At 67.3% G+C, this 12,516-nt stretch carries 12 protein-coding genes; 7 read left to right on the top strand and 5 right to left on the bottom strand.

Annotation, left to right across the window (positions count from 1 at the left end; all coding sequences use genetic code 11):
* The first annotated feature begins 86 nt into the window (after window positions 1-86).
* The 3 genes from hisS to AB0H61_RS02750 all read left to right on the top strand — a co-directional run bounded on the left by hisS (window position 87) and on the right by AB0H61_RS02750 (window position 3,494).
* The gene (hisS, locus tag AB0H61_RS02760) at window positions 87-1,361 is read left to right on the top strand and encodes a histidine--tRNA ligase (protein ID WP_357298372.1); all 1,275 of its coding nucleotides are present in this window, start codon (window positions 87-89) and stop codon (window positions 1,359-1,361) included.
* A 280-nt stretch (window positions 1,362-1,641) separates the two neighbouring features.
* A complete protein-coding gene (locus AB0H61_RS02755; RefSeq protein ID WP_357298370.1) occupies window positions 1,642-2,235 on the top strand; it encodes a hypothetical protein in 594 nt (197 codons plus the stop codon).
* A 248-nt stretch (window positions 2,236-2,483) separates the two neighbouring features.
* Window positions 2,484-3,494, top strand: a complete 1,011-nt coding sequence (locus AB0H61_RS02750; protein ID WP_357298367.1) for a malate dehydrogenase — start codon at window positions 2,484-2,486, stop codon at window positions 3,492-3,494.
* A 12-nt stretch (window positions 3,495-3,506) separates the two neighbouring features.
* Here AB0H61_RS02750 and AB0H61_RS02745 read toward each other — a convergent pair whose 3' ends face one another.
* Window positions 3,507-3,920, bottom strand: a complete 414-nt coding sequence (locus AB0H61_RS02745) for a hypothetical protein (protein ID WP_357298365.1) — start codon at window positions 3,918-3,920, stop codon at window positions 3,507-3,509.
* Between the two features lie 89 nt (window positions 3,921-4,009).
* Between AB0H61_RS02745 and AB0H61_RS02740 the strand changes: the two genes are divergently transcribed.
* From AB0H61_RS02740 to AB0H61_RS02730, 3 genes are all read left to right on the top strand, one after another.
* Complete coding sequence (locus AB0H61_RS02740) at window positions 4,010-4,327, top strand: hypothetical protein (RefSeq protein WP_357298363.1); 318 nt, start codon at window positions 4,010-4,012, stop codon at window positions 4,325-4,327.
* Window positions 4,324-6,096: an alpha/beta hydrolase gene (locus tag AB0H61_RS02735; RefSeq protein WP_357298360.1), complete on the top strand. Its 1,773-nt coding sequence runs from the start codon at window positions 4,324-4,326 to the stop codon at window positions 6,094-6,096. The genes AB0H61_RS02740 and AB0H61_RS02735 overlap by 4 nt, the downstream gene beginning before the upstream one ends.
* 89 nt (window positions 6,097-6,185) lie before the next feature.
* Window positions 6,186-6,689 (top strand): LppA family lipoprotein, encoded by a 504-nt coding sequence (locus tag AB0H61_RS02730; protein ID WP_357298358.1) that lies wholly within the window; start codon window positions 6,186-6,188, stop codon window positions 6,687-6,689.
* A gap of 11 nt (window positions 6,690-6,700) precedes the next feature.
* On the opposite strand, the gene AB0H61_RS02725 is transcribed toward AB0H61_RS02730, so the two are convergent.
* From AB0H61_RS02725 to AB0H61_RS02710, 4 genes are all read right to left on the bottom strand, one after another.
* Entirely contained in the window at window positions 6,701-7,783 is a 1,083-nt protein-coding gene (locus tag AB0H61_RS02725; RefSeq protein ID WP_357298355.1) for a 2-oxoacid:ferredoxin oxidoreductase subunit beta, read from the bottom strand.
* 1 nt (window position 7,784) lies between these two features.
* Complete coding sequence (locus tag AB0H61_RS02720) at window positions 7,785-9,740, bottom strand: 2-oxoacid:acceptor oxidoreductase subunit alpha (protein WP_357298352.1); 1,956 nt, start codon at window positions 9,738-9,740, stop codon at window positions 7,785-7,787.
* A 112-nt stretch (window positions 9,741-9,852) separates the two neighbouring features.
* A complete protein-coding gene (locus AB0H61_RS02715) occupies window positions 9,853-10,869 on the bottom strand; it encodes an Rv2578c family radical SAM protein (RefSeq protein ID WP_357298350.1) in 1,017 nt (338 codons plus the stop codon).
* A gap of 31 nt (window positions 10,870-10,900) precedes the next feature.
* Entirely contained in the window at window positions 10,901-11,905 is a 1,005-nt protein-coding gene (locus AB0H61_RS02710; RefSeq protein WP_357298348.1) for an NAD-dependent epimerase/dehydratase family protein, read from the bottom strand.
* 290 nt (window positions 11,906-12,195) lie between these two features.
* On the opposite strand from AB0H61_RS02710, the gene AB0H61_RS02705 reads away from it, so the two are divergent.
* The gene (locus tag AB0H61_RS02705) at window positions 12,196-12,513 is read left to right on the top strand and encodes a type VII secretion target (protein WP_357298346.1); all 318 of its coding nucleotides are present in this window, start codon (window positions 12,196-12,198) and stop codon (window positions 12,511-12,513) included.
* Window positions 12,514-12,516 lie beyond the last annotated feature (3 nt).

Below are 12,516 nucleotides of genomic sequence, written 5' to 3'. Positions count from 1 at the left end.
TCCTCCCAACGTGCGTGGCGGCGAACGGTGCGTCGCGGGTAAACCGGTTGGACTTGGCGGGGCACGGTGGTGGAAACTGGATCATCGTGACCAAGACCAGCAGCTTCTCCGCCCCGAAGGGGGTTCCGGACTACGTCCCACCCGGCTCGGCCGAGTTCGTCGCGGTGCGCGACGGACTGATCCGCGCCGCGACTCTGGCTGGGTATGGTCATATCGAGCTGCCGATCTTCGAGGAGACCGCGCTGTTCGCGCGGGGCGTCGGCGAGTCGACCGACGTGGTCAGCAAGGAGATGTGGACCTTTGCCGACCGCAACGGTCAGAGCTTCACATTGCGCCCCGAGGGCACCGCGGGGGTCATGCGCTCGGTGATCCAGAACGGCCTGGACAAGTCCGCCCAACTGCCGGTGAAGCTGGTCTACGCGGGGCCGTTCTTCCGCTACGAGCGTCCGCAAGCCGGTCGGTACCGGCAGTTGCAGCAGGTCGGCGTGGAGGCCATCGGCGTGGACGACCCGGCCCTGGACGCCGAGGTGATCGCCATCGCCGACGCGGGCTATCGCGCGCTCGGGCTGAGCGACTACCGGCTGGAGGTCACCTCGCTCGGTGATGAGACCTGCCGCCCGCAGTACCGGGAATTGCTGCAGGAGTTCCTGTTCGGCTTGCCGCTCGATGCGGAGACCAAGCGTCGCGCGCAGATCAATCCGCTGCGGGTGCTCGACGACAAGCGGCCGGAGGTGCGCGAGCTGACCGCGAACGCACCGCTGATGATCGATCACCTCTCCGAGTCGGCCAAGACGCACTTCGTCCAGGTGCTCAGCTACCTGGACGCCCTCGGCGTGCCGTACGTGGTGAACCCGCGCATGGTCCGCGGCCTCGACTACTACACGAAGACGACCTTCGAATTCGTGCACGACGGGCTCGGCGCCCAGTCCGGCATCGGCGGCGGCGGACGCTACGACGGGCTGATGGCCGAGCTCGGCGGGCAGGCGCTGTCCGGTATCGGCTTCGGCCTCGGTGTCGACCGGACCGTTCTCGCCCTGCGGGCCGAGGGCAAGTCCGCGGGCAGTCCGGCGACCTGCGAGGTTTTCGGGGTGCCACTGGGTGACGCCGCCAAACAGCGCCTGGTGGTGCTGGCCGCGCAGTTGCGCGCCGCGGGCATCCGGGTCGACCTTGCCTACGGCGGCCGGGGCATCAAGGGCGCCATGAAGGCCGCCGACCGCTCCGGGGCCGCGTTCGCGCTGGTGCTCGGCGACCGCGACCTGGCCGAGAACACCATCGGTGTGAAGGATATGGGCAGCGGGGATCAACGGCAGGTGTCGCTGGACGAGGTCGTCGGCGTGCTCCGCGCGGCGCTCGCGGGCTAGTTCCGGATCGAGTGGGGTGTGTCGGGTCCCGGCGCGCCCCGCCGGTCAGGCCGATCCGGTCTGCCGCTTCGTCGGACGCGCACGGCCCGACGCGGCTGCTGTCCGGGCCGCCGGGAAACTCCCGGCGGATGGTTCTGCCCGGCGGCAACGGGCGCACGTGATGCCGCTGTACGGGGTAACGTGTCCGGCGCGCCGATGATGCGCACGGCTGTGGAGAGGCGGGTCGTTGGAGTCGAATCCTGGGGGAGCTGAGCCGGTTTCGCCGATCGGACTCGATTTGGTGGCTCCCGAGGTGTACGCGCCGATGCTGCGTCGGCTGGCGCTGGCCGCGGCGGGTATCGGGATCGGCGCGGCGCTGCTCGCGGCGACGGTGGTGAACTGGCCGATCGCGGTGGCCATCGGACTCGTCGTCGGCGCACCCACCATCGGCTATGCGCTGGCCTTGCGGCGCAGGCGGATGTGGCTGACCGGCACCACGATTCACGCGCGGCGGGTTTTCGGGGAACGACGGATCGAGATGTCCACGGCCACCGGCATCGAGCTGCTCGTCTTCCCGGCCAGGCTCAGCCGCATCGTCCTGCGCATCACGGCCGGGCCCGACACCCAGATCATTCCGCTGGCCATGTACACCGACGCGGGCAGCGGCCGCGAACTTCACCTGCTGGGCCTGCGCAAACTCGCCGACGCCCTCGCCACCAGCCAATTGGCCACCGCCGTCGCCGTTTCCGCTGTACTGATCCACCAGCTGCGCGCCGAGGCCCGCGACGCGGCGCTGGGCGACCGCCCCCTCTACCGCGCCGTCCAGCTCGCCAGGGCGAAGGATATGGTCTCCCCGATCGTGCTCACCGACCGCGAGGTCGCCGAACTGGGGTGAGGCGCATCCGCCGCACTCCGGCGGCCCGTGCATCGATGCGCGCGATGCATCGGTGCGCGCCATGCCGTTTGCCCTCCCTTCCCGGTTTCTTCCGGGTATTACGCGAACACAGACGAATAGTGCGGGGTGCCGGAGAGCACGATGTGCTGCGGTGGATGACTACTGTCACGTAGCTCACGGCCGGCTTTCCGGGGCGGTGAGAGTCGATAGGGTGGGATTCGAGTGATCGCCTACCGCAAGGAGTTGTCGTGAGCACCGCCGCTCGGAACGCGCCCGTGACCGTTGCCGTGACGGGCGGGGCGGGGCAGATTGCCTACGGTCTGCTGTTCCGGATCGCCTCCGGGGCGATGCTCGGTTCCGAGACGCCGGTGCGGCTGCGGCTGCTCGAGATCCCGGCCGCGGTCGCCTCACTCGAGGGTGTGGCGATGGAGTTGGAGGACGGCGCGTTCCCGCTGCTGGAGTCCATCGATATCAGCGATGACCCGTGGATCGGGTTCGACCGTGCGAATGTGGCGCTGCTGGTCGGTGCGCGGCCGCGTACGGCGGGTATGGAGCGCGGCGATCTGCTCGCCGCCAACGGCCCGATCTTCACCGAGCAGGGCCAGGCCATCAATGCCAGCGCCGCCGACGACGTGAAGGTGCTCGCGGTCGGCAATCCCGCCAACACCAACGCCTTCATCGCCATGAGCAACGCGCCCGATGTGCCCGCCGAACGTTTCACCGCGATGACCCGCCTCGATCACAACCGCGCCATCGCCCAGCTGGCCAAGAAGACCGGCGCCCCTGGTTCCGATATCGCGCGGGTCGCCATCTGGGGCAACCACTCCGCGACCCAGTACCCCGACATCACCCACGCCACCGTCGACGGCCGTCGCGTCCTGGACCTGATCGATGACCGGGCCTGGCTGCGCGAGGACTTCATCCCGACCGTCCAGCAGCGCGGCACGGCCATCATCCAGGCCCGCGGCGCCTCCTCGGCCGCCAGCGCGGCCAGCGCCGCCATCGACCACATCCACGACTGGGTGCTCGGCACCCCCGACGGCGATTGGACCTCCATGGCGGTCCCCTCCGACGGCTCGTACGGTGTCCCAGAGGGCCTCATCAGCTCCTTCCCCGTTACCTGTGCGGACGGCGCGTACTCCATCGTCGAAGACCTCGGTATCGGCGACTTCTCCCGCGCCCGCATCGACGCCAGCGTCGCCGAACTCGAGCAGGAACGCGCCGCCGTCATCGATCTGGGCTTCGCCAAGCGCGGCTGAACCCGTCGCGGGTCAGGGCTCCAGCCAGCTCTTGCGCCGGTAATACCGATCCATTTCCTCGTCCTCTTCCGGAGTCGGCTCTCCGCGCTTCGCCGACGTCACCGGGGGTGCGGGCAGCGGCTGATTCAGGGCGTCCACGGTGCGCGCGGTGAGGGCCAGTAGGCGGGGGTCGTTCTCGATGTCCGCGATCGCGGCGGCGATCGCGGCGCGGGATTCGGTGAGCGCCCTGGCATGGACACGCACAATCTCGGTGACGAGGATGTCGGGGTCGATGCGGCGGCCCGCGTCGGTCAGGTGAATGGCCTCCAACGCGCCGTCGGGGCCGACCCGGACGTTGACCAACTCGCTCGCCGGTGCGGTGCCGCCCGGTCCCAGCGCCGTCTGAAGCCGGTCGATCCGCCAGGAAAGAGGGTCGATATCGGACATGCGGTGCTTCCTCCCCACTCGTGCCGCACTCACCGGCACCTTATAGTGACCCGGGATGCGGTACATCCGATCAACCTGAGGGGGCAGGTGTGGGTGACTACGACGATATAGAGCTGGACCCGGCCGCGGTGCGGTCACTCGCCGATGGTCTCGGCACGATCGGCCGGGAGATCCAGGTCATCGGCCGCGGCGGTGCGTTGGCCGAGGGCATGGTGGACGGATTCCCCGGTGCCGGCGTTTCTGCGGCATGCCGGACCGCGGCGCGGTCGGCGGATAAGGCGATGGGCGCGGCCGGTACGGCGCTGATGGAAATGGGCGGCTCCGCGGTGGCGGCGATCATCGCCTTCCAGCAGCGCGATACCGCGAACGCGCGAGATATCGCGGCAGCCGGGGAGGGCGACCGGTGAGCAAGCACCTCACCGTTGCGGAGGTACTGAGCTGGAAGCCCGAAGCGCTCTCCGCACAGGCGAACGAATGGGACAGGCAGGCGAACGATCTGCGCCTGCGCATGGATACCCAGTGGCGCGCCGTCGATGGGTCGCGCGAAACGTGGCGGGGTGCGGCCGGTGCGGCGATGCGCGCCCGATTCGAGCAGGTCCGCGTGCAGAGCCTCGCCGTGCTCGAGGCACTGGAGAAGGGCCAGGACGCCGCGCGGCTCGCCGACCTGAGTTTCACCTCCGCGAAGTTCCAGGTGCAATCGACGAAGAACACCGCGGAAGGCAAACTGCTCGAGGTTCAGCCCGACGGCACCTGCGTGATTTCCGAACGCGTCAAACAGTCCCTCTACTCCTCGGTCAACGGCGACGCCGACCGCTACAGCACCGCGATCGGTGCGTTGACAGTCGACGCCGACGCGCAGACCGCCGCCATGAAGCAGGCTCTGGCACATGCGGCCGACGCGGACACCATGGCCGGGCAGGCGATCGAGGCGGCTTTCGCCGATCTGCCCGCCGTCGACTCTTTCGGCAATAGCGCGCCCACGCTGGGGGCCACCCCGAAGGATCCGCCGAAGAACGGCAGCCCGGAGGACAACAAGAAGTACTGGGATGCACTGACACCCGAAGAAAAAGCCTTGATGATCAGTACTCAGCCCGCGTCCATCGGCGCTCTCGACGGACTGCCCGCCGATATTCGTGATCTGGCCAACCGAGCCGCGCTGTCCGCCGAGCGGACCCGCCTACAGCGCGAGGTCGACACGCTGACCGCCACGGTCGACGCGAATCCCAGGAATATCCAGGCGCGCCAGGATCTCGAAGACCGGCAGCGCCGGCTACGGGACGTCCAGAAAATCGATGAAGTGATCAACCCGGACCCGAGGGAGAACAAGCCGCCGCGGACGTTGCTGATGCTCGACACCCGGTCCGGGCGCCAGGTGCGGGCCGCCGTCGCGGTCGGCGATCCGGACACCGCCGACCATATCGCTGTCACGACGCCGGGATTGAGCACCAATGTGCGGGAATCGCTCGGCGGCATGGTCGGTGAGGCGGACACCCTCCGAACCCAGTCCGAGCGCCAGCTGCGTGCCGAAGGCAAGGACGACTCGGTCGCCGCGATCGCGTGGATCGGTTACGACCCGCCGCAGAAGAACGCGTTGGATATCGGCAATGTCGCGTTCGAGGGCCGCGCCGACGAGGCCGCGAAACCGCTCGCGAAGTTCTACGAAGGGCTCGATACCGCGAGTAATAGGAACGATCCGCATATCACGGCACTCGGGCACTCCTACGGATCGCTGGCGACAAGCCAGGCCCTTCAGGAGGACGGGCGCGCCGTCGACGATGTGGTCTTCTACGGTTCGCCCGGCCTCGGCCGGGAATTGCCCACGCAGATAGTCCCGCAGGTCGGTTGGCTCTCGAATATCGGCGGGCTCAACGACGAGGTCGAATCCGCCGAGGACCTCGGCCTGCAACCGGGGCATGTGTACGAGATGACCGAGCGCGACGACCCGGTGGCGAATCTCAACGCCTTCGGTCGCAGCCCGAATCGGATGCCGTGGGTGACCCATCTCAGCACCGACGAGATCACCGTCGACAACGTCACCTATACGGGTGCTTCGGGTCATTCGGAGTATCCGCGCACCGACAGCTCCACCGGCCAGCCGCATCGTTCCGGCTATAACCTCGCCGCGATCGTCGCCGGGATCCCGGAAAATGCCACGAATCCGAACGGGCCGCGGTGAGCAGGCCGTGGAAGGCGATCGTCCTGGTTTCAGTCGTGATCACGGTGTCATTCATCGTGTCGATGGTCTTTGTGATGGGAGTCTGGCTGATGGCTGATGACGACTCGAATACGCCGACGAGTGAGCAGGAAACCGCCGAAGCGGTGCGGCAGTTACTGAACCGACCGAGTCTCGAGGACACCGAGGAACGGGTTCGTTCGGTGGTCGAACAGATCGCGGCCGTCGGGTCGGAGCTGGTCCCCGGTATGCGGTGGCAATGGATCGACGACCGCAGGGGCAGCGACTGCGGCAGGCCGTTCGACCGAACGCGGGGCATCGAGATGAATCTGCCGAACTACTGGACCCGGGATGTTCCCATCCCGGATTCGATCTGGCCGCAGTTCCTCGCACGTGTACACCTGATCGCGGCCGATGTCGGCGCCACCGCGGTCGAGGTCATGCAGGATCGACCCGCGGCGCACGATATTTGGTTCTCGAGTCCGGACGGCATCACCATCAAAGTCACCACCAAGCGTGCCACGGTGATCTCGGCGTCGACCGGCTGCCGGTTGTTCAGCGACCGATTCGATTCACCGATTCGCCCGACATCGTGAGGCAGCGCCCGCTACTCGCCGACGGTCCAGGTTTCGCTGCCGTTGAGCAGGGCTTGGAGGGAATCGGGGCCGACGGGTTGGCGTTCGCGGGCGATGGTGGTCTGGGTGCGGACGGCGTCGTCGTAGGTGGGGCGGTGGACGCTGCGGAAGATGCCGGTGACCACGTGGCCGAGATCCTGATCGGACAGGCGGGACAGGGCGTAGGCGTATTCGGGATTGTCGGCGTAGGCGTCATGGATGACGATATCGGCGTCGGCGACCTCGTCGGTGCGGGCCACGGCCAGCCCGAAACCGTCTCGTATCACCGCGAATTCGCCGTCGGCCCCGAAGCGGATCGGTTCGGCGTGCCGAAGCGGGATCAGGTGGGCGGCGGCATTGTCACGGCGCAGGGCGTCGAAGGAACCGTCGTTGAAGATCGGGCAGTCCTGCAGGATTTCGACGAATGAGGTGCCGCGGTGTTCGGCGGCGGCACGCAGTACCTCGGTGAGACCGGCGCGGTCGGAGTCGAGGGCGCGGGCGGCGAAGGTCGCTTCGGCGCCGAGCGCCACCGACAGGGTGTTGAAGGGGTGATCGACCGAACCCATGGGGGTCGACTTGGTGATCTTGCCCCGTTCGGAGGTGGGGGAGTACTGGCCCTTGGTGAGCCCGTAGATCCGGTTGTTGAACAGCAGGATGGTCATATTCACATTGCGGCGCAACGCGTGGATGAGGTGGTTGCCGCCGATGGACAGGGCGTCACCGTCGCCGGTGACGACCCAGACCGACAGGTCGGGGCGAGTGACGGCCAGGCCGGTGGCGATGGCGGGGGCGCGGCCGTGGATGGAGTGGATGCCGTAGGCCTCGAGGTAGTACGGAAAGCGGCTGGAGCATCCGATTCCGGAGACGAACATCAGATTCTCCCGGCGCAGCCCGAGGTCGGCCAGGAAGCCGCGGACGGTCGCCAGGATCACGTAGTCCCCGCAGCCGGGGCACCAGCGCACCTCCTGGTCGGAGGTGAACTCCTTGACCTTCTGCGGGCCGTCGGCGGTGGGGACGCCGGAGATCCCGGTCAGGCCCAGATCTGTTCCGACGAGCGAGGTTTCGACGATGGTCATATCAGTTGACCCCCGGGGCTGTCTCGACGGCCTCGCCTGCGGCCGTGCGGTAGGTGGCCCGCGCGCGAGCGGCGAAGGCCTTGTCCTGCTCCATCTCCTCGATGGAGCCGTCCAGTGCGGCGTCGATGACGCCGACGAGTTCCTGCGCGGAGAACGCGGTACCCGCGATCTTCGTCCACGGCTGCACGTCGACCAGGTATTTCGCGCGCAGTAGCAGGGCCAGTTGGCCGCCGTTCATCTCGGGTACGACGACGGTGCGGTAGCGGCGCAGGATGTCACCGAGATTGGGCGGCAACGGATTCAGATGACGCAGGTGCGCCTGGGCGACCGGAACGCCGCGGCGGCGGGCCCGGCGGCATGCCTCGCCGATGGGGCCGTAGGAACTACCCCAGCCGAGCAGGAGCAGTTCGGCGCGCCCGTCCGGATCCTCGACGTCGAGCTCCGGCGCCGCGATGCCGTCGATCTTGGCCTGCCGCAGTCTGACCATGAGTTCGTGGTTCGCGGGCTCGTAGGAGATATTGCCGCTGCCGTCGGCCTTCTCCAGGCCACCGATGCGATGCGCGCGGCCCCTGGTGCCGGGTACGGCCAGCGGGCGGGCCAGGGTTTCCGGATCGCGGGCATAGGGCTGGAAGTCACCCTCGTCGTCGGCGTCCGGTTCGAAGGCGGCATCGATTGGTGCGAGCTCGTCGACATTCGGAATCGACCACGGCTCGGAACCATTGGCGATCGCACCATCGGAGAGCAACAGCACCGGTGTCCGGTAGGTCAGCGCGATCCGCGCGGCCTCGACGGTCGTGGCGAAACAGTCCGCGGGGGAGCGCGGCGCGAGCACCGCGACGGGTGATTCACCATTGCGGCCGTACAGCGCTTGCAACAGATCAGCCTGCTCGGTCTTGGTGGGCAGGCCGGTGGAGGGGCCGCCGCGTTGGACGTCGACGATCAGCAGCGGCAGCTCCGTCATCACGGCCAGTCCGATGGTTTCGCTCTTGAGCGCGAGACCCGGCCCCGAGGTGCTGGTGACGCCGAGCGCGCCGCCCAGCGAAGCGCCGAGTGCCGCGCCGATTCCGGCGATCTCGTCCTCGGCCTGGAAGGTGGTGACGCCGAAGTTCTTGTGCTTGCTCAGCTCGTGCAGGATGTCGGAGGCGGGGGTGATCGGGTAGGTGCCGAGGAATACCGGCAACCCGGCCAATCGGCCCGCCGTGACCAGTCCGTAGGCCAGCGCGGTATTGCCGGTGATCTGGCGGTAGGTGCCCGGCGGCAGGGTGGCGGGCGCGATCGCGTAGGTGGTGGCGAAACTCTCGGTGGTCTCGCCGTAGTTCCAGCCCGCGCGGAAGGCGAGCACATTGGCCTCGGCGATCTCGGGCTTGGTGGCGAACTTCTCCCGCATGAACCGCTCGGTGCCGCCGATCGGTCGCCCGTACATCCAGGACAGCAGTCCGAGCGCGAACATATTCTTCGCGCGCTGCCCGTCCTTCTTGCCGACTCCGCTGGGTTCGGTGGCGGCCAGCGTCAGCGAGGTCATCGCCACCCGGTGCACCACGAAGTCGGTGAGGGTGTCGTCGTCGAGTGGATCGGCGGAGTATCCGACCTTGGCGAGATTGCGTTTGGTGAATTCGTCGGTGTTGACGATCAGTGTGCCGCCCCGCGGCAGGTCCTCCAGGTTCGACTTCAAGGCGGCGGGGTTCATCGCGACCAGTACGTCGGGCTGATCGCCCGCGGTCAGGATGTCATAGTCGGCGATCTGGATCTGGAACGACGAGACGCCGGGCAGCGTGCCCTGCGGTGCCCGGATCTCCGCGGGGAAATTGGGCTGTGTGGCGAGATCGTTACCAAAGGCGGCCGCCTCGTGGGTGAAGCGGTCGCCGGTGAGCTGCATTCCATCGCCGGAGTCGCCGGCGAACCGAATTACAACCTTTTCCAATTTCGCTGCGCCGACGTCTTTTTGGTGCGAAACCATATGCCTGCTTCACTTCCTCGTCGAGTGAGAGGGTGCCAGTGGCCAAAGTACTCCGCCGCATGGCGTATTTGCGGGTGAAGCGCGCTGTCGATCGAGAAACTCGGGCGACGCGTCAGGCGAACAACGACAGCTGCGGATCGGCGGCGGGCTCGGGCCGCGGCCGGGTCTCCGGTCCTGGGGACGCGACCCTGGTCAGGCTGTGGCGTTCGAGTAGCGGGGTGACGCGCTCGCGCAGCCAGCTCGCATACTCCGGCGTCACATAGGCGCCGCGCCCGTAGAGCTGCCGGTAGCGGCGCAGCAGCGCCGGATGCTCCTGGGCCAGCCAGCTCAGGAACCAGCCGCGGGTCGCGCCGCGCAGATGCATCGGGAAGGCGATGGCCGAGGCGGCCCCCGCCGCGGCGATCGCGCCGAACAGCTCGTCGAGGTGGGCCCGGCTGTCGGTGAGGTACGGAATGACCGGCGCCACCATCACATTCACCTCGAACCCGGCGTCGGCCAGCGCGCGGACCAGGTCCAGCCGCGCCATCGGGGAGGGCGTGCCGGATTCCAGCCCGCGATGCAACTCCATATCCAGGATCGCGATCGAGACCGCCACGCTCACCGATACCTGGCGCGCGGCCAGCGTGAGCAGTGGTAGATCCCGGCGCAGCAGGGTGCCCTTGGTGAGTATGGAGAACGGCGTGCCGGAATCGGTCAGCGCGCGAATGATCCCCGGCATCAGCCGGTATCGGCCCTCGGCCCGCTGATACGGATCGGTATTCGTACCGAGCGCCACCGGCTCCCGATGCCAGGAACGCCGCCCGAGTTCCTTGCGCAGTACCGCGGCGATATTGGTTTTCACCACGATCTGCGCGTCGAAATCCCGGCCGGCGTCCAGATCCAGATATTCGTGGGTGGGGCGGGCGAAGCAATATCGGCAGGCATGCGAACATCCGCGCATCGGATTGATCGTCCAGTGGAAAGGCAGATTCGAACTCTCGGGCATCTTGTTCAGCGCGCTCTTGCAGAGCACTTCGTGGAATGTGATGCCCTCGAATTCGGGTGTTTGTACGGTGCGGACGAAACCCGCCCGGCTCAAGCCGGGTAGTGCGCCGTCGTCGGCGTCCAGGGTCTGGTTCTGCCACCGCACCCACCTAGTCGAACATGTGTTCTAGAGCGTGTCAAGCGATCCGTCGGGTGTCACGCTGGCCGAACCGCTGCGGATCGGCGAAGAACTCCACCAGGTCGCGCACCGTATCGTCGGTCGATCGCGGCTGGTAGCCGAGCTCGCGCTCGGCCTTCGCGTGATCCACGATCGGCGCCGAGATCAGTGCGCCGAGGGTGGCTCGCGACAGGATGTCGGTGCGGAGCATCTTGCCGATCGGTTGCAACACCGGGATCAGTCCGCCGACCATCTTGGGCGAGATGGTGAACTTGGGACCCTTTTTGCCGCCGTGCTTCGCGGCCAGCTTGCACAGGTCCATCATCGAGATCATCGAGCCGCCGAGCAGGTAGTTCTCGCCGGTGCGGCCCTGCTCCGAGGCCAGGATCAGACCCTCGGCGACATCGCGCACGTCGACGAGGTCGAAACCGCCGCCGATCATCGCGGGGATCCGGCCCTGGGCCGCGTCGCGCAGCGTGCGGTTGATGCGCGAGAGCGGGGTGCCGTAGTCGACCGGCCCGAAGACGCCGGTGGGGTTGCACACCACCGCGTCGAGGCCCTTGGCGATGACCTTGCGCAGTTCCACCTCGCCCGCGTACTTGGAGCGGTCGTAGACCGGCAGCGTCTGGTCGGTCGAGCGCACCGAGGTCTCATCGATGCGGCCGCCGCAGCTGTACTGATTGAAGGCGTGGATGGAGCTGGTATGCACCATGCGCCGGACGCCGAGTTCGAGTGCGGCCTCGGCGACCACGCGGACGCCCTCGGTATTGACCTTCCAGGCCAGGTCGTTCTGGTCGGCCAGGGTGATCACCGCGACCAGGTGGTATACGACCTCCGCGCCCGCCAGCACGGTCTGCATCGAAGCGGGATCGAGCACATTGCCGGAGACCCAGGTGATATTCGGTTCCGCCGGTTGCTCGGGCACGACCCGGTCGATGGCGGTGACCTCGTGCCCGCGATCGACCAGCAAGCGGAGCAGATTTGTGCCAAGGTAGCCGGCTGCGCCGGTCACTGCGACCTTCATGTCAACGAGAATATAGAACTCGTTCTAATTTGCAACATGTTCCAGTTCTGCTCGATCGGCCGGTCCGGCTCGAAAACTTGCGCCGACGGCGGCCGGGTCGCGGCTCGGGGCGACCCGCGTGTCAGCGAGACTTCGTCTGGCTGAGCCCATTTGGGTCCGCTATATTGGGCCCCAACCGTAGCGGCGCGAGGGTGCTGGGAGCGCGTGTAGCCGTCACGGGCAGGGAGCCGACGTTTCGACAACGCTATGTGCACGACACTGATGTTCACGACGATTTGGGGGGCAACTCGATGAGTGATGTCTCGGTAGAAACCGACGCCGTTCGGATATTCGCCGCTGAGAATTCCGGTATCGCGACGGAGATCGCCGCGGTGGGAAATTACGACGCCGTGGCGCATGTCGCCGCACTGACGCCCGTATTCGGCTTGATCGGCGCCGACTATCTGCTCAGCTTCGCGGCAGCGCAGGTATTGCAGGCCAAGGACATCAACGACCTCTCGGCCAAGTATCAGGACCTATCGTCCAAGGCGTTCACCGCCGCAGCCGCTTTCGACAGCACCGACTTGGGCAACGCGGGCGATCTCAACGCCATCGCGGGCCAGATCTGAGAC

The sequence above is a fragment of the Nocardia sp. NPDC050710 genome (assembly GCF_040654375.1).
GTDB lineage: Bacteria > Actinomycetota > Actinomycetes > Mycobacteriales > Mycobacteriaceae > Nocardia.
This window is presented reverse-complemented; position numbering and strand designations above follow the sequence as displayed.

Bases quoted from the DNA above. Each gene is read 5' to 3' on its own strand.
- AB0H61_RS02730 (WP_357298358.1), top strand. From the start codon at position 6,186: ATGGCTGATGACGACTCGAATACGCCGACGAGTGAGCAGGAAACCGCC.
- AB0H61_RS02705 (WP_357298346.1), top strand. From the start codon at position 12,196: ATGAGTGATGTCTCGGTAGAAACCGACGCCGTTCGGATATTCGCCGCT.
- AB0H61_RS02710 (WP_357298348.1), bottom strand. From the start codon at position 11,905: ATGAAGGTCGCAGTGACCGGCGCAGCCGGCTACCTTGGCACAAATCTG.
- AB0H61_RS02745 (WP_357298365.1), bottom strand. From the start codon at position 3,920: ATGTCCGATATCGACCCTCTTTCCTGGCGGATCGACCGGCTTCAGACG.
- AB0H61_RS02720 (WP_357298352.1), bottom strand. From the start codon at position 9,740: ATGGTTTCGCACCAAAAAGACGTCGGCGCAGCGAAATTGGAAAAGGTT.
- AB0H61_RS02725 (WP_357298355.1), bottom strand. From the start codon at position 7,783: ATGACCATCGTCGAAACCTCGCTCGTCGGAACAGATCTGGGCCTGACC.